Consider the following 25,259-nt stretch of genomic DNA (forward strand, 5'->3'; position numbering starts at 1 on the left):
CAAATTATATTTACGAACTAAACTGAGCTTCGTATAACCTACTGTATCCTCCGCCTTGCTCAATTAATTCATTATGTGAACCTTGTTCTGCAATGCCATCTTTATTTACAACGACGATGCGATCTGCATTTTTAATCGTTGCAAGTCTGTGAGCGATAACTAGCGTTGTGCGACCGACAGCTAATTCAGCAAGCGATTTTTGAATCGCAAGTTCTGTCTCTGTATCTAGTGCAGAAGTTGCTTCATCCAATATTAGAATTGGCGGGTTTTTCAAGAACATACGAGCAATAGCTAGACGCTGCTTTTGTCCACCTGAAAGTTTCACGCCGCGCTCACCGATAACAGTATCTAAACCTTCCGGCTGTGAGTAAATTAAATCTTCTAACTGCGCACGTTTTACTGCCTGCCAAATTTCAGGCTCTGATGCCTTTAAATTTCCGTAAGCGATATTTTCACGAATTGTTCCTGAAAATAAGAACACGTCTTGCTGCACAATTCCAATTTGCTTACGAAGTGAAGATAATGTCATATCTTTCGTATCAATCCCATCAATTTGAATTGATCCAGATGATTGCTCATAAAAACGTGGTAATAGGCTACATAACGTCGTTTTCCCAGCTCCTGATGGTCCAACGAACGCAACCGTTTCACCTGCATGTATTTTCAAACTAATGTCATTTAAAATTGGTTCTTTATTTTCATATCCGAACGTAATGTTGTTATATTGAATATCACCATGTACATGTTTAACTTCCATTGCATCTTTAGAGTCTACAATGTCAGGCTCTGTTTCAAGAAGCTCTACATATCTTTTAAAACCGGCGATTCCTTTCGGATAGCTTTCGATTACCGCGTTAATTTTTTCAATTGGGCGGAAGAAAATATTCGTTAATAGAACGAATCCAATAAATCCACCGTACGTTAATTCTCCTTGCAGAACAAACCATGTACCGCATATTAAGACGAAGAGCGTTACGAGCCGCATGAGCATATAACTAATCGATGAATTTAACGCCATAATTTTATACGCCATTAATTTCGTTGTACGGAAACGAGCGTTGTTGATAGCAAATTGCTCTTTCTCAAACTTTTCATTTCCGAATGCTTGTACAACACGAATTCCCCCAACATTGTTCTCAATGCATGCATTAAAATCAGCAACGTCTGAGAATAAACGTCTAAATGTACCTGTCATTTTTTTATTAAAGTAAAGTGCTAACCATAATAGGAATGGAATGACGAAGAACGTTAATAACGCTAACTTCCAGTTGATCATCATCATAAATGAGAATGCCCCAACTAAAGTCATTACGGCGATAAATAGATCTTCTGGTCCATGGTGAGCAATTTCCCCAATTTCCATTAAATCGTTTGTAAGGCGTGAAATTAAATGACCAGTTTTATTATTATCAAAAAATCTGAATGATAGCTTTTGAATATGATCAAATAATTTCTGCCTCATATCTGTTTCAATGTTAACACCAAGCATATGTCCCCAATATGTAACGACATATTGTAAGCCTGCATTTAACATATAAACTGCGAGTAAACCGAAACAAGCCCATAAAATAAGCGTCCAGTTTTGCCCTGGCAATAACTTATCAATAAATTGATTTACGATAAGCGGGAAGCCGAGTTCTAATAATCCTGCGACAACCGCACAAGAAAAGTCGAGTATAAATAAACCTTTATACGGTTTATAGTACGAGAAAAATTTACGCAGCATATCTTACCTCCATTTTCCAAAATTAAAAAGACTCCCTAAATGATAACCATTATCAAATAATTATTCAAGTTATCCGTCTATGAAACTGAAAATAAGCTTTGCGATAGTTGTCGTTTTTTGCTGGAAAGTCGATATATTCGAATAATCGCCGATATATTTCGAGTTGCGCTGATATATTTGCAAAATCGCCGATATATTTCAAGTTACGCTGATATATTCGGATAATCGCCGATATAAATTTCATTTACTAACTACTCTCCCCTCCCCCAAAAACAAAAAAGGTACCACCACAAGGTGATACCATTCCTTCTATTACATCGCTTCCGAATCCCACTCATGCTCCTGTTCAACGAATACAATACCTAATTCGTGATGTCCACCAGCATATAATGCAGTTTGTGCAAGACGAAGCTCACCATTTGTATCTAATACTTCTAATTTACAAAATGCTCCTGTAGTCTTGGTTTGAAGCGCATCATAAAATTCCTCGGCGCTTTTTGGAATGACTCCATTTACTTTCGTAATAATTTCTCCAGGCAGTAATTTTAGCTCTGCTCCAATTGTATTTGGAATTGTATCTAGTACAACGAGCCCATCATTGCGTGCAGCAAAATATGCTGGTCTTGTTTCATCGGCAATTTTCTCTTGCATCGAGATTGTGAAACGCCCAAGCATTGCGACTCCCATTGCGATAATTGCAAGTACGTGCCACCAATAACTTGCGATTCCTAAAACGAGCACAAGTCCTGCTAATCCATAAACACGTCTTCCTGTAAATAATAAAGCTTCCGTCGGCTCATAACTTTTAATCTTTCTCATAAATCCAATTAAAAATGGAACGAGGAATAGAGAATATGTATTTGACCCTATTGAAACGACAGGCCACCATGAAATAAACTGAGTTACCGCATCACCCGGTACAAGAATAAAAATAGGAACGATCCATAAACGCTTTGATTCGTGTAAACCAATCTTTAATCCACGCTTCCCCTTCCTAATCCTCGGCGTCGAATATCCTACTGCGTTTTTAGAAATCAATAAGCCTTCTACAATAAGCATAACGCCTAGTAAAATAACAAGGGATACAATGGTACTCTCTTCACCTTCTCGAAGCTGTAAAAAGGAAACTGGTAGCTTAGAAGATAATAGAACACATACAATCGCAATGCTAAATGTATAAGCCGCCGATAAATATCGATACATAGCCGTTAATCCAAATAATAACGTCCAAATTAAAATGGCCCATAAGCTCGCTTTAGAAACAACAAGTCCAAGCCCAATCGTAACAATAGATACTACTAATCCGTATCCAATCCCTGCAAATAGAGAGGTTCGCAGTTCAAACCAAATATCATAAACTTTAAAAGAAAAATCTTTTCGTTCTCTTAACATACGTAAGTATCCAACGAAGATACTACTTATTACAAATATATAGACAGCAGGGTGTAAGAAAAAACGTCCAACTGCCCGCATTATTTCAAAAATCCACGCCTCCATGAACTCATTCACCACCATTTATATCATTCTTTCTTTTTATATTATCATAACTAAACAAACGTTTGTTTAACACAAAAAAATACAGGCAGCAAACTGCCTGTATTTCTTCTTATTTTGCCATTAATTTTAATGCTGACTGTAATTGTAGATCATTTTCTCCAGAACGAATTTTTTCGATAATTTTAGTTTGAATCGCTTCAGCTGTCTTTTTATCAAGCTGTCCTGTCGCTTCCATCTCATTTGCATTTTGGAATGCTTTCAGAGCCGATTCTGTCTCTTTACTAAAGTATCCATCTTCACGACCTGGTACATACCCTAAGCTCTTAAGCATTTCTTGAGCATGTTTTACTTGTACATCATTTGAATTGTATGAAAGTGTTTTTTCAATTTGAATTGGTGTCGCATGATAATAATTTGGTTGCTTCACTTCTACTGTTGGCGCGATTCCTTTTTTATGAATCCAGTTCCCATCCGGTGTTAACCATTTAAACATCGTTAATTTAATGTTGCTGCCGTCTTTAAATGGAACAGCTTGCTGGACAGTACCTTTACCAAATGTCTTTTCACCAATTAAATCGTATCCTTCTCCTTCTTTTAGCGCACCCGCTAAAATCTCTGAAGCAGAAGCACTTCCATTATCAATTAATACTGAAATTGGATATGGTTTTCTCTCTTTCAGTTCCGTAGAGAATTTCTTCTTCTCACCATTTCGCTGCTCTACTTGTAGCATCGGCTTTTTATTCGTCATAATTTCCCCTAGTATATCTTCTACACTATTTAAATAGCCACCAGGATTACCACGTACATCAATAACTAAGCCTTTTATATTTTTCTTCTCTAACTCTTTTAACTGATCCTTAAATTCTTTCGCTGTATTTTCAGCAAAAGAAGTGATTTGCATATAACCGATATCTTTTCCACTCTCTTGCTTCACAGAACTAAATACTGTAAAGATTGGAATCTTTTCACGCTTAATTTTAAATACGATCGGATCAGTTACTCCCGCACGTTTAATTTCAATTGCGACAGTCGTTCCCTTTTTACCACGAATTTTTAATACTGCTTCTTCACGTGATAAGTCTTTCACACTGTTTCCATCTACAGATAAAATTTGGTCATTCGGTTTAATTCCTATCTTTTCTGCTGGTGAACCTTTAATTGGCGATACGATAATAAGCTTACCGTCCGTCTTGTTCACCTCAGCCCCAATCCCCTCTAATTCGGGATCAAGCGATTCACTAAACTGTTTGGCTGTTTCTTTATCCATATACGTGGAATAAGGGTCCTTCAGCGTAGACAACATACCTTGTATTGCACCTTCAACTAACTTTTCATCTTTCACGTCTTCCACATAACGTGAATCAATTAGTGCATACGCCTCATTAATTTTTGCCAAATTCCCTTGCGCAGTGCTAGCATTCCCACTCGAAATTGTTTGCGTTACTTCTGATGGGTTAACCCCAAATACAGACATGCCTGCAAACATTCCGCCAGCACCAATTAAAAATGCAACAACCATTCCAATAATTGCAACTCTACGTTTCAATGCGGAATTCCCCTTTCCAAAACACACAGGTGGTGTAGCAAAAGGCATCACACAGTGTGTGATGCCTTTACCTATTTCTACTATATGATAAGCTTGTACGAATTATGTTTGCAACTTTTTATACTTTTAAGAAGCGACGAATTGACATTACACTTCCCCACATACCGATTAAAGCACCGATTAACACTAGTAAACCAGCTAATTGGAATACGAACGGACTGTATGGTAGAAGCTCGAAAATTGTTCCGCCAAGTTTTTCATTAAACACACCTTGCAACGAATTATACGTAATTAGAATTAGGCCAATTGGAATAATTGATCCTAATACTCCTAAGAATAATCCCTCTAGCAAGAATGGCCAACGAATAAACCAGTTTGTTGCACCAACAAGTTTCATAATTTCAATTTCTGTACTACGAGCATAAATTGTAATTTTAATTGTATTAGAGATTAAGAACATCGCTGTGAATAAAAGACCAGCAATTAACGCAATCCCAATGTTACGACCAGTTTTTACAGTATCAAATAATCGTTCAACTTGTCCTTTTCCGTACTGAACATTACTAACAAACTGCATTTTTTCAACCTTCTTCGCGATTGTCGCTGTATCGGTTGGTTCTTTTGCTTTTACAACGAATACGTTTTTAAGTGGGTTATCTTGTTCAAATAACTCAAACGTTTTTCCACTATCACCTAAGCTTTTAATTAAACGTTTTAACTCTTCTTCTTTAGAAGAATATTTAATAGAATCTACTTTTGCAATCTTACTCATATCTTCTTCTAATTTCTTTTGATCCGCTTCTTTTGCAGCTGGATCAATGTGTACACGAATCTCTACATCTTGCTCTACTTTCGTCGCAAAATGGTTCATATTCATAATCGCTGTTAAAAAGACACCTACAAGTAATAATGTAACTGTTACTGCACTAACAGAAGCAAATGTCATCCATCCGTTACGTGATAGATTCTTTACACCTTCTCGCAAATGTCGACTAAGGGTCTTAGCCTTCATATCCGTATCCTCCCTCAATCTCATCTCGAACAATTTTTCCGCCTTCAATCGCGATTACACGATGACGGATTGTATTTACGATATCTGCATTATGCGTCGCCATAACGATCGTTGTGCCGCGCTCATTAATGCGAGTAAAAATATTCATAATATCAAGAGCTGTTTCAATATCTAAGTTACCTGTTGGCTCATCGGCAATTACAACCTTTGGTCTATTTACAATTGCTCTTGCAATAGCCACACGTTGTTGCTCCCCACCTGAAAGCTCACTTGGAAGTGCGTCTGCACGATCTTCAAGGCCTACAAGACCTAGAACTTCTGTTACACGCTCACGAATTGCATCCGGTTCTTCTTCAATTACTTCTAAAGCAAACGAAACATTCTCATATACCGTTAATTTAGGTAGCAATTTAAAATCTTGGAAAATTACGCCTAATTGACGACGAAAATACGGAACGTCTCTTTCTGCCAATGTTTCGATAGTAAGTCCATTTACATTAATAGATCCTGTAGATGGTTTCTCTTCACGATACATCATTTTAATAAATGTAGATTTCCCGGCTCCACTCGGTCCAACTACGTATACGAATTCACCTTGTTTAATGTTAACTGTAAGACCAGCAATGGCTTTCATACCATTCGGGTACTCCTTATAAACATTCGTCATTTTTATCATTATTTATCACCCAATACTTAATGATTTTTTTCGAAATACTTTTCTGTACATCTGAAAATAAAAGACATCCTTCATTTTCATTTAGTCATCCTTGTTGAAGGTAGTTTACTTATGCTTTCTCATAAGCAATACCACTCTATGTAATATATTTCAGCAAAATTCTACAAACCCCATTGTAACATCAAACGGTTTCCAATTTGGATACATTTTTGTTACAGTTATGTTACATACCAGAAAAAAGGAAAACGAGCTGACTATATTATCAACTCGCCCATTTCACCTTTTTATTTATGTTCAGCTAACCATTCAGATACTTTTTTCGCATCTTCACCTTGAATAAGTCCTGGTGACATTGAACCACGGCCTTTTTTAATAATCTCTTCGATATCTGCAGCGTCGTACTTACCGCCTACTTTTCTTAAATCAGGTCCAGTTGCCCCTGATAAATCTGTTGCGTGACATCCCGCACAACTTCTTTGGAAAATTTGTTCTGCGCTGTCTGTGCTTGCAGACTGTTTCGAAGACTTACTCTCTTCTTTATTTCCGCATGCTCCTAAAGCAAAAACAACCGATGTCCCTAGCGCAATAGCCAACAATTTCTTTTTCACTTCTATCGCTCCCCATTGTTGATATTCTTTTTATTCCTAACACACTCATTTTCATTATAAGCATTATCTTTATATAGAAAAACTAAGGTGTATTTCATATTCCTCAAAAATACAGTGAGAACCTTGATAAAATAAAGCTTTCATAAGTTGTTTCAATTCTGTGAACAACTTAAAAAACTTCTATAAAGTATCCTTTTTAAAAGGAAAATTAGAAAAGTTCTATATAAATCTTTACCCTATTACCGCTCTATTTTACTATTCTCTACTTTTTACAAAACAATATACAGCATTGTAATCTACATATAATCCCATCAAAAAGAGAAGTTGTCGTTTCCAACTTCTCTTCCTCTTTACTTCATCTATAAAAATAGAATCAAATTCTTTATATTCTTTATATCCTCTATTGTCCTCAGCATGCGCCAACAATTTCGTTGGCTTTTTTTCGCTTATTAGATACGAGAACGTAAGTAAGCATCAATAAATGGATCAATCTCTCCATCCATAACAGCTTGTACGTTACCAACCTCCGTATTTGTACGATGGTCTTTTACAAGAGAATACGGGTGGAATACGTAAGAACGGATTTGGCTACCCCATCCGATTTCTTTTTGCTCTCCGCGAATTTCATCTAATTCTGCTTGTTGCTCTTCTAGTTTCTTTTGATATAATTTCGCTTTTAACATTTTCATCGCATGCTCACGGTTTTTAATTTGAGAACGCTCCGACTGACATGTTACAACCGTATTTGTCGGTGTATGTGTAATACGAACTGCTGAATCTGTCGTATTTACGTGCTGCCCACCAGCTCCACTTGCCCGGTACGTATCAATTTTTAAGTCTTCTGTACGTACTTCGATTTCAACTTCATCATTGAACTCTGGTACAACTTCACAAGATACGAACGATGTATGACGGCGCCCTGAAGAATCGAATGGTGAAATACGTACAAGACGATGTACACCTTTCTCTGCTTTTAAGTAACCGTAAGCGTTATGACCTTTAATTAATAAAGTTACACTCTTAATACCAGCTTCATCACCTGGTAAATAATCAACCGTTTCTACTTTGAATCCGCGTTTTTCAGCCCAGCGTGTGTACATACGTAATAACATAGAACCCCAGTCTTGTGACTCAGTTCCACCTGCACCTGGATGTAATTCTAAAATCGCATTATTTTTATCATAAGGATCACTTAATAGTAACTGAAGCTCATACTCATTCATTTCTTGAATTAAGCCTTTTACTTCTGATTCTAATTCCTCATGTAAATCTTCATCATACTCTTCTTTTAAAAGCTCATGCGTGATTTCTAAATTTTCGAACGTCTCATCTAACTGACGGAACTTTCCAACCATATCTTTTAACGCATTCGCTTCATTAATTACAGCTTGTGCGCCTTGTTGGTCATCCCAAAATCCTGCGCCCATCATTTTTTCTTCTAATTCTGCAATTTGTTTCTCCTTAGTAGGGAGGTCAAAGAGACCCCCTAAAAGCCGCTAATCGCTTAGCCATTTTCTCTAATTCCTGTCTAATTTCTACTAATTCCATTTCCTTCACCTCTATGTAATTGCTGTTACTTTCGTATGAAAACAAGGGAAACTCTCTCCACTTATTACGGAGAGAGTTTAATCCTTCTTAATTATACATTTTTGATATAAAAGTTTGCAAAACAGCCAAAGCTACCGTCCTATATTACTGAACGATACCACAGCAGTTTTTATATTTTTTACCGCTACCACATTTACATAAATCGTTGCGGCCCACTTGGTCACCTTTTACAACTGGCTTTTTCTTTGCTTCTTCGCCATCGCTAGAAGGATGAACAGCTTCACCTTGAACAACTTCTTGACGTTCTAAGTTTTGTTCAATTTCAGCTTTCATAATGTAACGAGAAATTTCCTCTTCAATAGAGGCAACCATTGACTCGAACATCGCGAACCCTTCCATTTGGTACTCACGAAGTGGATCGATTTGACCGTAAGCACGTAAATGAATACCTTCACGAAGGTGATCCATCGCATCAATATGCTCTGTCCATTTCGTATCTACAACGCGGAATACAACAACCTTCTCAAACTCACGCATTTGCTCTTCTGGCATAAGCTTTTCCTTTTCATTGTATCGCTCTATTAATTTCGCGATAATCGGTTCGCTCATTTCCTCAGGAGCAAGGCGACGTAATTCTTCTTCTTTTACATCTCCGTCTTGAAGAAGGTTTGTATTTAAGTAGTCAACAAGACCTTTAATGTTCCAATCTTCTTCAATTTCCTCTTGTGTATGAAGGGCAACAGCACGTTCTACTGTAGATTTCATCATACCTTCAATAATGCCGCGTAAGTTGTCAGACTCCATTACCTCTTGACGCTGTTTGTAAATAACTTCACGTTGTTGACGAAGTACATCATCATATTGCAGTAACTGCTTACGTGCATCATAGTTATTTCCTTCAACACGTTTTTGTGCAGATTCTACCGCACGAGAAACCATTTTACTTTCAATCGGCTGAGAATCATCCATACCAAGGCGGTCCATCATTGCTTTCATATTATCTGAACCAAATCGGCGCATTAATTCATCTTCCATCGATAAGTAGAACTGCGTAACACCAGGGTCCCCTTGACGACCAGCACGACCACGTAACTGATTATCAATACGACGACTTTCGTGACGCTCTGTACCGATAACTGCTAAACCAACGTTTTTCACATCGTCTCCAAGCTTAATATCTGTACCACGACCTGCCATGTTCGTCGCGATTGTTACAGCACCTTTCATACCAGCCTCTGCAATGATATCTGCTTCACGAGCATGGTTTTTCGCATTTAAGATGTTATGACGTACACCTTTACGCGTTAACATTTTTGAAATAAGCTCTGAAGTTTCAATTGCAACTGTACCTACAAGAACAGGTTGTCCTTTTTTATGACGATTTACAATATCCTCAACAACAGCATTGAACTTACCTTCCATTGATTTAAAGATTAAATCGGCACGATCATCACGAATAATCGGTTTGTTGGTCGGAATTACAATAACGTTCATATTGTAAATGTTACGGAATTCCTCTTCCTCTGTTTTCGCTGTACCAGTCATACCAGATAATTTTTCATACATACGGAAGTAGTTCTGGAATGTAATTGTTGCAAGCGTCATGCTTTCATTTTGAATTTCTACACCTTCTTTTGCTTCGATCGCTTGGTGTAATCCTTCGCTATAACGACGACCTTTCATAAGACGACCAGTGAATTGGTCTACAATTACGATTTCGCCTTCTTGTACAACATAATCTGTATCACGGTGCATAACAACGTGTGCACGAAGTCCCTGATTAATATGGTGAAGAAGTGCTACATGTTTTAAATCGAATAAGTTTTCAATATGGAAAGCTTTCTCCGCTTTCGTAATACCATCTTCTGTTAGCATTACATTTTTCGTTTTCACATCAAATGAATAATCTTTTTCATTTTCTAACGTACGAACAAATGCATTTGCAAACATGTATAGCTCTGTTGATTTTTGAGCTTGTCCTGAAATAATAAGCGGCGTACGTGCTTCATCGACTAAAATAGAATCGACTTCATCGATAATAGCAAAGTGAAGTGGACGTTGAACGCACTGCTCTTTATATAAAACCATGTTATCACGTAAGTAATCGAATCCAAGCTCATTATTTGTGCTATACGTAATATCAGCAGCATAAGCCTCTTGTTTCTCTTCGCGTGACATACTATTTAAGTTAATTCCTACCGTTAAGCCAAGGAACTCATGAAGTTGTCCCATTTCGCTCGCATCACGTTGTGCTAAATATTCATTGACTGTAACAACATGAACACCTTTTCCTGTTAAAGCATTTAAATATACAGGTAATGTAGATGTTAACGTTTTACCTTCACCCGTTTTCATCTCAGAAATATTCCCTTCATGTAAGGCAATACCACCCATTAACTGTACGCCATATGGACGCATTCCAAGAACACGAGTTGCCGCTTCGCGAACAACTGCAAAAGCTTCAGGTAGTAGATCATCTACTGTTTCACCTTTTGTTAGACGTTCTTTAAATTCAAGCGTCTTTCCTTTTAATTGTTCATCAGTTAGTGGCTTAATAGATGACTCTAATGCATCAATTTGCTCAACTGTCTTTTGCATACGTTTAATTTGGCGTTGATTTACATCAAACACCTTTTTTAAAATACCGATCATAGGAAATACGCTCCTCTTTTTATTAAAATAAAACTTCCGATTGTTTTCTTTTTCTCTATTACAATCAGTCGTTATAAAAATCAAATGTATGTTATGCCAATTTTTCTCCTAATTAAAAAAACTAAAATGTATATACCTAATGATAATTGTAACACTTGTCTCATAACTATGACAACAATCGGCAAGATGTCGGGCCTTATATTCAGAAAAAGTTTTTATTTCATTTGTTACGTTCCTTTTCTCTGTCTCGCTATTTCAATTTCACGTTACAAATTTCGTATTAAATCTAAGTCATATTCTTTCAAGTTTCCTTTTAAAGAATATGACTACCAGAAATTCCTTAATAAAATCTAAATCGACAATTACAAAAAGCCGGAAACTTTGCAGGTGCAGCATCCATAGATACTTACACCTACAAAAAAACTCCGACTTTAAAAGATATTGTTATGTTGCAAGATCTACAAACACCATTAAAATATAGCTGTATCAATCATAAATTTTATTAATTTATCGGTATTTCTAATTCATGATATTTCCCTTTCTTATCCTTTATACAAGAAATGAATTTCACTTTAGTTGATTCATTTGAAAAGTTTTTATAATTTTTATAAGGGTCATCTCCTATAAAATAATTTGTCCCTATATACCCTCGTACTGTTTTACCAGCAGGTATTACAGGATCAAACTGATATTTTTTAGGTAATTCCATTGAATAAGGCATTAAATTATAAAACTCACCTATTTTAGAATAAAACATTGTATCGGAAATAGACTTATTACTAAGCAAGTTAATATCTCGATTTGTTGTATTTGTAATATCTAAAGGTAAAACATACGTCACTACTTCACGGTCTTCATAGGGATCATAAACTTTTGTAGGATCAAGAGGATTGAGTGCATGAAACGTAACTCCTTGCCCATCTTCAAAAGTTCTATTAGATAAAAACTCATCTTTTACCACTTTATAAGATTCATTATTAAGATTTAATGTTTTAAATCTTAATAAACTAGCAAATATACATAGCAACAGACACAATCCAATACTTATTAAGATATGTTTTCTCGTCACTCTTAATCTACCAACTTTCCATTATTAACATGTACAATACGATCTACCATTTCATTATCTAGAACATGCACATCATGACTGGCTACAACAATAGTCGTTCCCTTGGCTTTTTCTACTTTCAAAATATCTAAAACATCTTTTATCCCATCACTATCTAAAGCATTAGTTGGCTCGTCTAATAACAGTAATTTTGGTTGTTCCATTAAAGCTTGCGCTATCCCTAAACGTTGTTTCATACCTAAAGAGTATCTTTTATACTTTCTCTTATCTGTTTTATCAAGTCCAACCCTTTGAATAATATTATAAATCTCCTCATCGGAGATTTTATTGTTAATCGATGATAAAAATTTCAAATTCTGAAAACCAGTATACCCTGGAATAAAACTTGGATATTCAATCAATATTCCCATAGAATCAGGAAATTGCTTTTGTTTTCCAATTATTTCATTATCTATATAAACAACTCCAGAATTCAAGCGCATTAACCCTGATATAGCGCGTAAAATCATCGTTTTACCAGAGCCATTATGCCCCTTCAAAACTAAAAATTCGCCTTTTTTTACTGACAAACTAATATTATCTAACACAATATTTCCTTTTAATCTTTTCGTCATACATTCACATTTAATATAATTGTCCATAAATTATTCACCTATCACATCTAGTTTTTTAAAACAAAAACTACCTAATAAAATCATTACAACAACAATTACTACTCCTATTAAAAGTAAATCATTATATTGAATAGATTGATTATTACCTAAAGTCAATTGAATTGAACTGTGATCAACAAAATACCAACGATTTGGCATAACAAAAGAGCCTAAAAAATAAATACTATGAAAGAAAATAGACAAAAATAGGTACAACAACATTAGTACAAAAACAATAGTTATCGGTATATAAAAAGTTAAAAACTCAAAAATCAAAGCTAATAAAAAGCTTATATTTATTTGAATTAGCATAGTACCTAATATCTTATAAGGAAATTGACTATATAAATTTAAAAAATTATACTCGCCTAAAGAAAGCAAATAGTAAGCGCTAAACCAAATAAAATACATACCAATCCAAATAATAATTATATAAAAAAACAAAGATAATATTTTCGTTAACCACAGAAAATGCTTCTTCTTAACACGAGGAAATAAATAAACACCATTCTGTTGAATATCTGAAAAAGCAAAATTCCCTACAAGCAACAAAGGAGTGATTTGAAAGAATATCCAATAAAAAGGGATAGAAAATCGCCCCTCCTTATAAAAATAAGATAAATCCACAAAATCTACTCCATGAAAAAATCGATAAAAGGTAACATCTACTAATACAGATTCTTTACCATTACTAAGAGGCTGATTGTATAAAAAGGCAATTGCAATAATAGCGTAAATTAAGAATAAAAAAACCAGTATCTTGATGGAATCTCGAAACCTTACATATAAATCTCTTTTTAACAAATAATATAAGATCATAATGTAAACTAGACCACCTCTGTCTCATCATTCATAGAAATATAACTTTTTTTAGATAAAATCCATACACTTATAAAAAAGATAAAAAAACAGCCAAATAAGCGTATAAATAAACCAGTAGCATCTTCAAAGACATTTATATAAAAAGCATTTGTAAATAAAAATCCATGTAATATAAATCTATCTAATAAAACAGCAGTAATCATACATATTATTACAAGTAAACTAGGTAAAAATAATTGCAATAAAGCACTTATCATACATATAAAAACACTCGCAAATAATTGAATGCAAAATAATAATGGATAATTTACATCAACACTAGTTACAGCCATCATAGTTGACATCAAAAACAACTGTAAAATCATACTCCCAGCAAAAAAGTAAACAAAAACGAATAATTTTAAATAATATATAGAAACTAATTTCAATGCATTATTCACTCTGTAAACAACATAAATACTAAAAAAGTTCGACATAGAATATACAGAAAAAACAATTGTTAAAGGAATAAATATAGTCGACAAATTATACAACGACATAACCTTATACAAAGCTTCCAATTCGTTCATTTTCTCTTTTACAATTCCGGGTTCAAAATAATTGAACAAGCAACCAATGATACTAACATTAAGTACAAAAAGAATACTTAACCAAACATATTTCATCCTTATAGTTTCTTTCATAACATTATAAAAGAACATGCTTCCTACTCCCCCGTAAATAAAGAACTACAGAACAAAACCAAATACATAACAGTACACTAAGAAAAATTTGTAATTCAAAAAAGCCAAAATCTTTAATTAAATAATCTTTAGGATTGAGAATCCCTTTTCCAATACCAAGCCAAAAAATATGTAAAATAAATGGAACTAAATAAATAAAATAAACTCGTTTTATAAAAAACGAAACTGATAAAGCTAAACTCGAAAAAACCGCACCGTATAAACCATTTAAAAATACATACATTAGAAAATATAAAGTAGGGTACCTATAATAAACTATATGAAATTGAGCTGTTGGCGAAACAGTAGAAGCCATATAATTTAATATTGGATGCGGAGCAACTGTTGGATAAGTCATCACATATAAATAAAAATTAAATAGTAAAGGGACACTTATAATAAAAAAAGATACAATAAAATTAATAAAATAAAGCAGCTTAAAATAATAACATGTTCCCATCTTAGAAATAACAGGATAAATAAATCCATAATTTTTATCAATTCTATAAATCCCTGCTACAGCCATTGCGGAAAGCATAGGAAATATAAGTAAATAAAACTCACTATAAAACGATAATCTATTAAAATATAAAATATTAGATAAATATGGGGATACCTTTATAATCCCAGCATCGTTAAATCCTTTAGTTGTCACAAACATAGCAATATATTGAGCAATAACAATTACTAACATAATAAATAAAGACAACCAAAACATCCTACCTTTTAAAATCCTTCCTAAAAAGTAACTCATCTATAGCTCCTCCATAAACCATTAAATTTAAATCTTTTTTAATATGAACAATTGATCCGCAACACCATAACATTTCTTTTCTTTATTTAACCAAATGTAACGAAAAGAAACATTTGCTCTCTCTCCTTCAAATTTAGGAAACTCAACTTCATACTGATAAACATCATTTGCGCCTTTTCTTTTTACACTCTTAACTTCTTGTTTCCACTGAATTACTTCTCCATCAGTTTGTTCAATCCGTCCCAAGAGATACGTTGGTTTTTTCTTATTCGTAACACCCGTCAAAAAAACATAATAATTTTCTGGTATAACTCCTAATTTCAATTTTTTATTTGAAAGCTTATCCTCTATTAAACTATCATTTTTTTCTATTTGTCCTTGAAAGAAATCATCACCATTTTCACTTTCCAAAAACACTTGTTCAAAAATAGTATTTTTGTTAATTCCTTTTAATTCAATACTTTTCAAATTATCTTTTTCCGTTAAAGTATCTTCAATATGTACAATAGGTTCATCTACTTTCTTTTGACAAGAAACTAAGAAACTAATACTCAATATAAAAAAACAAACTAAAATATATTTTGAAATAAACCTCATTACAGCTCCTCCTATTTTAAAAATGAAATAGCAGGAAAAGTCGTATAATCCGGATTTGAAACTATACGACTTTTTCTAGCACTATAAAATAAATAATTTCAATTTATAATTTCTAAATCAATATTCAATGTAAGGTCCACTAGGTCTTACACTATCAGGGCTCCAAGCAGTAGGATAAGCATTATTTTCTCTAGAATAACCACCAAATCTCACAGGCACATTTTTCCCATGGTTTTCATATGCATAATTTTGAAAAAGATATCTTCTACCTGGTATCACTGTTCCTTCATGCTTACCTGAAACATTTACCCATTTTCTATCTTCTGCATTTTTATTTTTATCTGCTTCTGTCCAAACATTGAAAGAACCTCCGCCCTTCTCACTGCTCTTCACACGCATATACATAGAGGTAGGCGTCTCTTTAGGACGTGCATTAGTATAATCATATGGACTCCAAAGTCTAAAGGTAAAATTCACATGGTCATCCCTTGTACTAGCCTTAGCCGGTTCGGTTAAAGCGAAAGTACTAGCTAAAATACCTAACGATAAAACAGATCCAAACATAAAACGACTTTTTTTCTTAATGCCCACTAAAAGCACCTCCGATAATTTGTAGCATTATATTGATTGTATTTTTCCACTGAAGGAACAAAATCAATATAATACAATATTATGGTAACAACACCTCAACACACCTTCAATGGATTTCAGAATATTTAATATTACTTTTACACTTGCGAACATTTCGTTAAATTTTTAAAAACAATACTATATCCCTAGCAAAGAATTACTTGTAAAGGTAGCTACATTCCTATGCCTGTTCCAAATAATAAAGAGTAACTCATCTCTCTAAGTTTCGAATTTTCTCCTGCTGTTTTGAGGAAATACCGCCTAAAAATCACTTCTTAATGAAATCGGCTACTTATAAAACTTTTTTAACCTTGCTGCGAAAAATACAAAAAAAGCGCAGCCATTTCGGCTGCGCTTTCGAATTATTATTTAGTTTCGATTAAACCGTATTTCCCATCTTTACGGCCATATACAACATTAGTTTCGTTTGTATCAGCATTTGTGAAGACGAAGAAATTATGTCCTAGCATATCCATTTGTAGGATTGCCTCTTCAACGTCCATCGGTTTTAAATCGAATCGTTTTGTACGTACAAGTTCTAATTCATCTTCTTCTACCTCATCCAAAACAGCTACTGCTTCTGGAAGGATAAAGTTCGTTTTCATAGAACCTTTCTCACGTAACTTACGATTTACTTTTGTTTTATGTTTACGAATTTGTCGCTCAATTTTATCAACTACTAAATCGATAGCAGCGTACATATCGCTATTAGTTTCTTCTGCACGAAGTAATAAATCAGTAAATGGTATTGTTACCTCGACACGTTGCTTGTCAGAGTATACTTTTAAATTAACTTTAATCTCTGGGAATGTATCAAAATAACGCTCTAACTTACTTAGTTTTTTCTCTACATATTCCTTTAATGCTGGAGTTACTTCAATATTTTCACCACGAATGTTGAATTTCATAGATGAATTCCTCCTTTCAAGCCTATGTATTATAATTTCGACATTGGCTTAAAAACTCCTTCTAACTTTTTTAAAAAAATTAGTGGAATTGCGATTTTTTTATCGTTTTTTGTTGAAATGAAAAGATGCATCGTTTCTATCTTTATTTTATCCTATTAACATCGTGAATAACGAATATAACTGTGGACAATTCGTTACAGAAAAGAAACAACTTTTTGACAACTTACACTATAACAAAAACCCCTTGCGAAAAACAAGAGGTTCTACTACATATATATAACGTTGCCACAAACGCAGCTTTCTCTTCCAAAAACAATATACCCTACAGTTTCACAACATTAGCTGCTTGTGGTCCACGTGCTCCATCTACAATGTCAAACTCTACTTGTTGCCCTTCTTCTAATGACTTATATCCATCTTGTTGAATAGCAGAAAAATGGACAAATACATCGTCACCATCTTCACGCTCAATAAACCCAAATCCCTTTTCTGCATTGAACCATTTCACTCTTCCTTGCATGTTCATTCCATTCCCTTCACTCTAAAAATCAGGGCATTCGCCCCATATTTTGACTATAACGAATGACAACATATGAAGTCAAAGAAGACTTATCGCCTTTTTATTATCCCTTTCGACACTGCCATATTAACTTCTACAAAGTGTCAAACTAGATACTTCTCTTGCCCCTCTTTCATATAACAAACTTCCGATTTGCCTAACTGTAATCCCTGTCGTATACACGTCATCAACGAGTAAAATATGTTGCCCAGAAAACATCTCTTCTCCCTGAAAATAAAACGGATTGCTTCCTGACACCCTTTCTTTACGTGTCTTCTTACTTTGCTTTTCTGTTTCCCTTCTTCTTAATGATGGATAAGAAATTTTGACAGGCAAACAAGTTGCTAATAACTCAGCTTGATTAAAACCACGTTCAATTTCCCTTTCCTTACTAAGCGGAACAGCGATAACGGTTGAAACATTGGCAAAATGCTTTTGAAATAAATTTCGAAAAGGACGATAAAAAATGTGCACTAACTCTGCATCCCCCCGAAACTTAAACTGCGCTACTATTTCTTTCATCTCATCATCATACATATATAACGAACGGTTTTTAAAAGAACGATACTCCTCCTCTTTCATCCACCTTATACAATCTATACAAATACCGTCTTCTTGAAATGAGGCAGGAATAAATTCTAAAGGCCGCCCACATTCCATGCAAATTTCTCCTATAATATAGGAAAGTTTCTGCTCACATCTATCACATATATATTTTCTATGACACTTTACAAAAAAAGTGTACCAACTAACCTTTTCTACAAAACACTCATCACAAAGTAAACAATGCATTAATCAATCAATCCTTGTTCTTTCGCATTTTTATTCATACCTTGAATATGTTTTTTCGCGCGCACCATCGCCTCTGTCTTACCATAGTGAAAATAAATGACCTCTCCATACGGCGCTTCAAAGCTCCGCCCTGCTCGGCCCGCAATTTGTACGAGCGCACTTTCTGAAAATATTTCTTCTTCCGCCCCCAAAACTGCGACTTGCAAATTTTTCACCGTTACGCCTCGCTCTAAAATTGTCGTTGTAACTAATAATGGGATTTCTCCCTTTCTGAAAGCCGCTACTTTTTCTTTTCTCCCCGGATCTTCTGCATGTACACCTTCAATTCGATTATTTAATAGTTTTAACAACAAGCTTATTTCTTCTATATATCGCACATGGGGGACGAATAAAAAAATAGGGGAATTTTTATTTAAGTATGTTTGTAACCACTGTAGTAAAACTCGAGGAATTCTTTTATGCATGAGTTTTTTTTTCCAATTCCCACACCAACAAAATAAAGGAACTGGCAAAGGATGACGATGATATCGTCCAGAAACAATAACACCTTTTTGTTTACCTTGTTTAAGTTTTCGCTTCCACGTTTCATCTGGAGTCGCAGTTAAATAAATACGCGCCGCTTTTTCTTTCATCGCTTGTTTTACCGCGTACTGTAACATTCGATCTGCACAATATGGAAAAGCATCTATCTCATCTACAACCATGACATGAAACGCCCTATAATAACGTAATAATTGATGCGTAGTCGCAACGACTAGTACTGCATCTTTTTCTTTATCCACACTCCCTCCATATAAAGCCGCTATCTGTATATATGGAAATACTTCTTGCAATCTCGGTGCTAATTCCAGAACAACATCCGTTCTCGGCGTTGCGATACAAACTCTTTCTCCCTTTTGAAGCGCTTCGTTAATTCCGTAAAACAACATCTCTGTTTTCCCAGCCCCGCATACAGCCCAAATAAAAAATGATTCTTTTTGCTTAATAGCCTCTATAACTCCTTGCGCCGCCAAATTCTGGCCAGTAGACAACGTCCCGTTCCACTGTAACAAGTTTAAATTCTTTTCTCTCTTTCTTTCAGCAATCCCGCGAACAAGTACAGCACATTCACTTACCCTCCCCATCGTTATACACTTCCGGCAATATGCGCACACTTTACTGCACCTTTTACATAAAAACGACGCAAATAGCCGCCGATCTACATTTCCGCAGCGTTGGCACATATATTTAGAATTCTTCTTTTTTACACCTTGTACACATACGATCTCTCCCTTCTTTTTCAAATCGTTTAATTCCCTCTGTAAATCTGAAGAAAGTTCTTCTAATAGCAACTGTTTCCCCGCTAGCATCAACAATCACCTCCAGCACTACTATAAACCTTTCTCATCATCTCGTAAAAACTCAAAAAAGCCGATAACCTACTTATAAAATAGTAAGCTATCGACTTTATACACGTTTTTTATTCTTTTATAAATCCTAGAATCGACCGTATCCTAAGAAATGTTTTTGGTTATACGAACTGTTAATATCACCGTACGCAATTCCTTTATCACTAGCATGGATCATTTGGCCATTACCAACGTAAATACCGATGTGAGATGGACCTGCTTTATAAGTACCTTGGAAGAATACTAAGTCTCCTGGTTGTGGGCTATCTACTTTAGAAACTGAGTTCCAGTAACCCCTAACGTCTTGACGACCTACACCAAAGATGTAAGAAATGAATCCACTACAGTCAAAACCACCGTTTGATGGAGATGCACTTCCCCAAACATATGGCTTACCTAAATATTGCTTAGCTTTACCAATTACGCCAGTATCCGGTGGAGTTGGTGCTGGGTTTTGCTCTGGTGTTTTCTTTTCTGCTTTAGGTGCCTCTTTTTTAGGCTCTTCCTTTTTAGGTTCTTCTTTTTTAGGCTCTTCTTTTTGAGCTTGTCCACCATTGTTTGCTGGTGCAGCTTGCTCTGCAGATGCTTGTGCTGGCTGAGCTTGCGCAGCTTTAGCAGCTTGCTCTGCTTGTTTTTGAGCAGCAGCTTCTTGTGCAGCTTTTGCTTGTGCTTCTTCTTCGGCAATGCGTTGTAATTGTAATGCTTGTTTCTCAAGCTCTTTCAATTGACCTTCCGTACTTGTCATTGAAGTTACAACTGTATCCATTTTACCGCTTAAATCGTTTACCGCTGTTGCTTTTTTCTCTTTTTCAGCGTCAAGTTCTTTCTTAGCAGTTTCAATTTGAGCTTGTGCTTCTTTTAATTCTTTTTGTTTTTCTTTTACCGTTGCAACATCTTTTTTCACACTAGCTTGGTCTTCTTGTTGTGTTTTCATGATATCTTCATCAGACTCAAGAATTTTAGAAACAGAAGTTAAACGATCAACTAAATCTGCAACGTTTTTAGAGTTTACAAGAACTTCTGTTACAACGTTCGTATTTGGTTGTTCTTGAAGTGCAACTAAACGCTTTCTTAATAGCTCTTCACGTTTTGCAATCTTTGTTTGTAATTCTGCAATATCTTTATTTTTCTTTTCAATTAATTGCTCAGTATCAGCAACTTTTTTCATTGTTTCATCAAGCTTTGCAGCATTCTCTTGAACAGATTTATCTAAACCTTGAATTGTTTTGTTTAAGTCATTCATTTGCTTTTGTAATTCATCACGTTCTTGTTGTTGTTTATGTAAAGTGTCATTTTGTGTGTTAATTTGTGATTTCACGTCAGAAATTTTATCTTCTGCAAATACATTTGGTGTTAGCCCAGAAAACATTAATCCTGCAACTAATGCACAAGATGCCATTTTTAGCTTTTTCATTTTATTTTTTACACCGCTTTCTTTTTTCTTTTTCCGTATATAACCTATAAAATTTATACCATAATTCGGGATTTTTTTTGCTAATGTTACGTTTTTGTAAAACAAATGTAATATTATATGTAGCTCTAGCGCAAAATGCGTATATTTTTGTATGTATGTGTAGAAATTTATATAATTTTCTCACTTCTATAAACAAAGAAAAAACGTAAGGAATCCCTTACGTTTTATTAAATATACGAATACAAATGAAATACTACTTCATCCATTTCTCAGCCCAATTTTGGACCTCATCCATAACACTTTCTAACGCTTTTCCCTTGTCAGTTAAGCCATACTCGATTCGAACTGGTACTTCTGGATAGACATTACGAACTACAATGCCCTCGCTTTCCAATTCCTTTAAACGCTCTGACAACATACGATCGCTCATATTTGGGATAATATCTGCGATTTCTCTAAAACGTTTCGACTCTTCAAGCAAAGATTTAATAATTAAGCCAGTCCACTTCTTACTAAGCAGAGTAAAAGCTGACTCAAACTTTGGACATAAACAAGAATTATGCTCCATATGTTTCACCTCTCTTCCATTATAATATAGTTTCTTGTAAAAAGTAAGTTATAAAACTTTCCTCATTATTTTATTTTACGTACATTTTACCATTTCCAAATATTAACTTGTCAACTAAACGTAACATACCCGTAAAAAAACCCTCTTAAAAAGAGAGCTTTTTATATCTTTATTACTTCGTATACCATCCAAGACCTAATGCACCTTCACCTAAGTGCGTACCAATTACAGCTCCAAAATAACCTGTACGAATTGTGACGTGAGGATATTTTGCTTCTAATTCTTTCTTCCATTCATGCGCTTCCTCTTCACGTTGCGCATGAATGATAACTGCTTCCATAGGTACACCTTTACTTGCTTGCTCATCAAAAATTTCAATGATACGTTTTAATGCTTTTTTACGTGTACGAATCTTTTCAAACGGAATAATGATTTTATCTCTAAAATATAAAACTGGCTTCACTTGTAACAGACTGCCGATGAAAGCTTGCGCGCTATTTAATCGACCACCACGTTGTAAATGATGTAAATCATCAACTACAAAATAGGCGTCCATCGTTTTCTTCATTTCATCAAAACGAGCGATAATCTCTTTTGGATTCTTTCCTTCACTTGCTAACTTTGCACCTTCACGCACATAAAATCCTTGTACTTCACAACTAATTTCAGAGTCATACGTGTATACATCAATACCTTCTACCATCTGTCCAGCTGTTGTTGATGTTTGATATGTACCACTAATTCCACTTGATAGGTGAATACTAATAACTGCATCATAATCTTTAGCTAGTTCTTCATATAGCTCAACAAACTTTCCGATTGCTGGTTGAGAAGTTTTTGGAAGTTCCTCTTGTTCACGTACTTTCACATAAAAATCATCTGCTGAAATTTCAGCTTCTTCTTGATAAGATTCTGTTCCAAACACAACGTTTAATGGAATCATATATATATTGAGTTCATCACGAATTTGCTTCGGTATATATGCCGTACTATCAGTAACAATAGCTATTTTCATTTTCGTACCTGCCTTATAAAAAGTTTTATTTCCTAATTTTACACGAAAACTACAAATGGTGCATCCATACATGAAAATGCCGGTTGAAATTATACCTACCATCTCGACAAATTACAACAAAAAGATAAAATACTCACCAAAAACTTCAGCATATTTAGAAAAAATGTTTGAATATAAAAAGGCTCGCTTTTAAAATGGAAAGTACTAGTCATTTTGATAGATAGGGGCGTACACAAGTGCTATTACAATATTTTACAATCAAAGACTACGGCGAACACGAAATCGTCATTCAAAAATCAAGATTTATTTGTTATATTAGCCGAGCAACAACTGAGGAAGAGGCTCAAGAATTTATACAAAAAATAAAAAAACAACATTGGAATGCAACACATAATTGTTCCGCTTATTTAATTGGCGAACAAGATCATATTCAAAAGGCAAATGATGACGGTGAGCCTAGCGGTACAGCTGGCGTACCAATGTTAGAGGTACTAAAAAAACGCGGACTCAAAGATACCGTCGTCGTCGTAACACGCTATTTTGGTGGCATTAAACTTGGCGCAGGTGGATTAATTCGTGCATATGGAAAGTGTACAAGCGAAGGCATTAATCATGTCGGTGTTGTCCAGCGAAAACTAATGCGTGTGATGCAAACCGAGATTGATTACACATTACTTGGCAAAGTGGAAAATGAATTACGCAATTCAAAATATGCCATTAAAGATATTCATTATCTAGAAAATGTCACATTTGATACGTATGTAGAAGAAGACGGCAAACAAGCATTTACAGATTGGATGATTGAATTAACAAACGGGAAATGTACAATTACAGAAGGAGATATGTTGTACTTAGAACAAGATGTTATCTAAGAATAACCCATTTATCACCTTCAAAGATTAATGTAGTGAATTACTTCCCTACAAATGAACTAACGAACTAAGGAGATTATATATGGAAGAACGTTATTATCATCTCCAAAATAGCAGAATAAAAAAGAAGCGAAGAAGGAAACTTTTCTTCTTCCTTATTTTCGCATTTTTATTTGGCAGTATAGGAGTTTATGTGTTAAATTCTTACTCTTCTCTTATGGGGATGTATAGTGGTTTTACTCGTGAAAAATCGGATTTAAGAAACGAAGATGTAGAAATTACAAAGGAACCTTTTACAATTCTCATTATGGGTATAGAAGATTATGCGACAGATGGTCAAAATGGTCGTACAGACTCATTAATGTTTGCAACAGTCAATCCGAAAACTAAAAAGATTTCGCTTATGAGCATTCCTCGTGATAGCCGCGTTCCGATTGTTGGAAAGGGAAAAGAAGACAAAATTAATGCCGCTCATGCTTACGGTGGAGAGGAAATGGCAATCAAAACTGTAGAAGGTTTTCTAAAAGTTCCTGTAGACCATTATATTAAAATTGATTTCCAAGGCTTTAAAGGTATCGTTGATGCTGTTGGCGGTGTTACCGTTGACGTACCCTTCGATTTTTGGGAGCGCTCTGACGTGGATTACTACAAAAAAATTCAATTTAAGCAAGGACAGCAAAACTTAAACTGTGAAGAAGCACTTGCTTACGTCCGTATGCGAAAGCAAGATCCAAATGGCGATTATGGTCGTGCTGCTAGACAAAGACAATTACTGGCCGCTGTTGCCCAAAAGCTAAACTCCACCTCTACTGTATTTAAAATTAAAGATTTAACGACTGTAGTTGGAAAATATATAAAAACCGACATTCCTATTTCAGACGGACTTGCTCTTTACAATAAACTCTCTGGATTTGATCCTTCTACAATACAAACGTTAAAGCTTGAAGGCGAAGACAAAAAGATAGGCGGTATTTATTACTTCCTTCCAGATCCAATCAGTGTCGAAACGGTGCGTAACGAAATTGAAAAAGAATTAGGAGAAAAAGCAAAAAATCCAACTACAAAAAACAATTCAAATCCTGATTCAAATTCAAGTTCTAATTCTAACGAACAAACAAAAAAAGCAACAAACCAAAATAAAACACCAACTGATCCGCCACCTTCTACAAATGCTCATGCAGAGTGGATTATGCGCAATCAGCCGTAACAAAAAGGCCCAATCTATGCGATT

The 25,259-nt window shown here is 34.9% G+C and carries 24 protein-coding genes and 1 pseudogene; 3 read left to right on the forward strand and 22 right to left on the reverse strand.

Annotated elements, in window-relative coordinates; all coding sequences use genetic code 11:
* Positions 1-10 precede the first annotated feature (10 nt).
* The 8 genes from AB6801_RS13345 to secA form a co-directional block, all read right to left on the reverse strand.
* A complete protein-coding gene (locus AB6801_RS13345) occupies positions 11-1,726 on the reverse strand; it encodes an ABC transporter ATP-binding protein (RefSeq protein WP_087948322.1) in 1,716 nt (571 codons plus the stop codon).
* A 312-nt stretch (positions 1,727-2,038) separates the two neighbouring features.
* Positions 2,039-3,223, reverse strand: coding sequence for a PDZ domain-containing protein (locus AB6801_RS13350; RefSeq protein WP_000388615.1), 1,185 nt, complete (start codon positions 3,221-3,223; stop codon positions 2,039-2,041).
* Positions 3,224-3,332: 109 nt separating this feature from the next.
* Entirely contained in the window at positions 3,333-4,769 is a 1,437-nt protein-coding gene (locus AB6801_RS13355) for a S41 family peptidase (RefSeq protein WP_000830313.1), read from the reverse strand.
* Between the two features lie 118 nt (positions 4,770-4,887).
* The gene (gene ftsX, locus AB6801_RS13360; RefSeq protein WP_000645027.1) at positions 4,888-5,781 is read right to left on the reverse strand and encodes a permease-like cell division protein FtsX; all 894 of its coding nucleotides are present in this window, start codon (positions 5,779-5,781) and stop codon (positions 4,888-4,890) included.
* Complete coding sequence (ftsE, locus tag AB6801_RS13365) at positions 5,771-6,457, reverse strand: cell division ATP-binding protein FtsE (protein ID WP_000594321.1); 687 nt, start codon at positions 6,455-6,457, stop codon at positions 5,771-5,773. The genes ftsX and ftsE overlap by 11 nt, the downstream gene beginning before the upstream one ends.
* Before the next feature lie 284 nt (positions 6,458-6,741).
* Positions 6,742-7,065, reverse strand: a complete 324-nt coding sequence (cccB, locus tag AB6801_RS13370) for a cytochrome c551 (protein WP_000727971.1) — start codon at positions 7,063-7,065, stop codon at positions 6,742-6,744.
* A 449-nt stretch (positions 7,066-7,514) separates the two neighbouring features.
* A protein-coding gene (prfB, locus tag AB6801_RS13375; RefSeq protein ID WP_096001716.1) for a peptide chain release factor 2 occupies positions 7,515-8,613 on the reverse strand; the annotation gives its coding sequence in 2 pieces (ribosomal slippage) (positions 7,515-8,540 and positions 8,542-8,613; 1,098 coding nt in all).
* Positions 8,614-8,757: 144 nt separating this feature from the next.
* The gene (secA, locus tag AB6801_RS13380) at positions 8,758-11,265 is read right to left on the reverse strand and encodes a preprotein translocase subunit SecA (protein WP_000579387.1); all 2,508 of its coding nucleotides are present in this window, start codon (positions 11,263-11,265) and stop codon (positions 8,758-8,760) included.
* A gap of 356 nt (positions 11,266-11,621) precedes the next feature.
* Between secA and AB6801_RS13385 the strand changes: the two are divergent.
* Positions 11,622-11,771, forward strand: a pseudogene (locus tag AB6801_RS13385) (tyrosine-type recombinase/integrase); the annotation flags it as partial.
* On the opposite strand, the gene AB6801_RS13390 reads toward AB6801_RS13385, so the two are convergent.
* The 14 genes from AB6801_RS13390 to AB6801_RS13455 all read right to left on the reverse strand — a co-directional run bounded on the left by AB6801_RS13390 (position 11,768) and on the right by AB6801_RS13455 (position 23,156).
* Complete coding sequence (locus AB6801_RS13390; RefSeq protein ID WP_033667453.1) at positions 11,768-12,295, reverse strand: hypothetical protein; 528 nt, start codon at positions 12,293-12,295, stop codon at positions 11,768-11,770. The pseudogene AB6801_RS13385 and the gene AB6801_RS13390 sit on opposite strands and share 4 nt — an antisense overlap.
* Positions 12,296-12,336: 41 nt before the next feature.
* Entirely contained in the window at positions 12,337-12,975 is a 639-nt protein-coding gene (locus AB6801_RS13395) for an ATP-binding cassette domain-containing protein (protein ID WP_000371027.1), read from the reverse strand.
* Between the two features lie 3 nt (positions 12,976-12,978).
* Entirely contained in the window at positions 12,979-13,743 is a 765-nt protein-coding gene (locus AB6801_RS13400; RefSeq protein ID WP_370941095.1) for a hypothetical protein, read from the reverse strand.
* 71 nt (positions 13,744-13,814) lie between these two features.
* Positions 13,815-14,510: a hypothetical protein gene (locus AB6801_RS13405; protein WP_000466510.1), complete on the reverse strand. Its 696-nt coding sequence runs from the start codon at positions 14,508-14,510 to the stop codon at positions 13,815-13,817.
* The gene (locus tag AB6801_RS13410; RefSeq protein ID WP_000120047.1) at positions 14,497-15,285 is read right to left on the reverse strand and encodes a hypothetical protein; all 789 of its coding nucleotides are present in this window, start codon (positions 15,283-15,285) and stop codon (positions 14,497-14,499) included. Before AB6801_RS13410 ends, AB6801_RS13405 begins: the two co-directional genes overlap by 14 nt.
* Positions 15,286-15,312: 27 nt before the next feature.
* Entirely contained in the window at positions 15,313-15,882 is a 570-nt protein-coding gene (locus AB6801_RS13415) for a hypothetical protein (protein ID WP_001211057.1), read from the reverse strand.
* 117 nt (positions 15,883-15,999) lie between these two features.
* Entirely contained in the window at positions 16,000-16,473 is a 474-nt protein-coding gene (locus tag AB6801_RS13420; protein WP_000511546.1) for a hypothetical protein, read from the reverse strand.
* 404 nt (positions 16,474-16,877) lie between these two features.
* Positions 16,878-17,420, reverse strand: a complete 543-nt coding sequence (gene hpf, locus AB6801_RS13425; RefSeq protein ID WP_000671186.1) for a ribosome hibernation-promoting factor, HPF/YfiA family — start codon at positions 17,418-17,420, stop codon at positions 16,878-16,880.
* A gap of 322 nt (positions 17,421-17,742) precedes the next feature.
* Complete coding sequence (gene cspC / locus AB6801_RS13430; RefSeq protein ID WP_001990088.1) at positions 17,743-17,940, reverse strand: cold shock protein CspC; 198 nt, start codon at positions 17,938-17,940, stop codon at positions 17,743-17,745.
* A gap of 126 nt (positions 17,941-18,066) precedes the next feature.
* Entirely contained in the window at positions 18,067-18,771 is a 705-nt protein-coding gene (locus tag AB6801_RS13435; protein ID WP_033667188.1) for a ComFC family protein, read from the reverse strand.
* A complete protein-coding gene (gene comFA, locus AB6801_RS13440) occupies positions 18,771-20,120 on the reverse strand; it encodes an ATP-dependent helicase ComFA (protein ID WP_087948324.1) in 1,350 nt (449 codons plus the stop codon). The genes AB6801_RS13435 and comFA overlap by 1 nt, the downstream gene beginning before the upstream one ends.
* A 127-nt stretch (positions 20,121-20,247) precedes the next feature.
* Positions 20,248-21,678, reverse strand: coding sequence for a C40 family peptidase (locus AB6801_RS13445; protein WP_000499471.1), 1,431 nt, complete (start codon positions 21,676-21,678; stop codon positions 20,248-20,250).
* A gap of 148 nt (positions 21,679-21,826) precedes the next feature.
* On the reverse strand, positions 21,827-22,141 hold the full coding sequence (locus AB6801_RS13450) for a winged helix-turn-helix transcriptional regulator (protein WP_000400857.1): 315 nt from the start codon (positions 22,139-22,141) through the stop codon (positions 21,827-21,829).
* Between the two features lie 172 nt (positions 22,142-22,313).
* Positions 22,314-23,156, reverse strand: coding sequence for a DegV family protein (locus AB6801_RS13455; protein WP_002103834.1), 843 nt, complete (start codon positions 23,154-23,156; stop codon positions 22,314-22,316).
* Between the two features lie 236 nt (positions 23,157-23,392).
* On the opposite strand from AB6801_RS13455, the gene AB6801_RS13460 reads away from it, so the two are divergent.
* Both AB6801_RS13460 and AB6801_RS13465 read left to right on the forward strand, forming a co-directional pair.
* Positions 23,393-24,028 (forward strand): YigZ family protein, encoded by a 636-nt coding sequence (locus tag AB6801_RS13460; RefSeq protein ID WP_000926665.1) that lies wholly within the window; start codon positions 23,393-23,395, stop codon positions 24,026-24,028.
* A gap of 82 nt (positions 24,029-24,110) precedes the next feature.
* Entirely contained in the window at positions 24,111-25,235 is a 1,125-nt protein-coding gene (locus tag AB6801_RS13465) for an LCP family protein (protein WP_370941088.1), read from the forward strand.
* The last annotated feature ends 24 nt before the right edge of the window (positions 25,236-25,259 follow it).

Origin of the sequence: Bacillus sp. RCC_6_1 (assembly GCF_041360755.1) — a bacterium.
Lineage (GTDB): Bacteria > Bacillota > Bacilli > Bacillales > Bacillaceae_G > Bacillus_A > Bacillus_A cereus.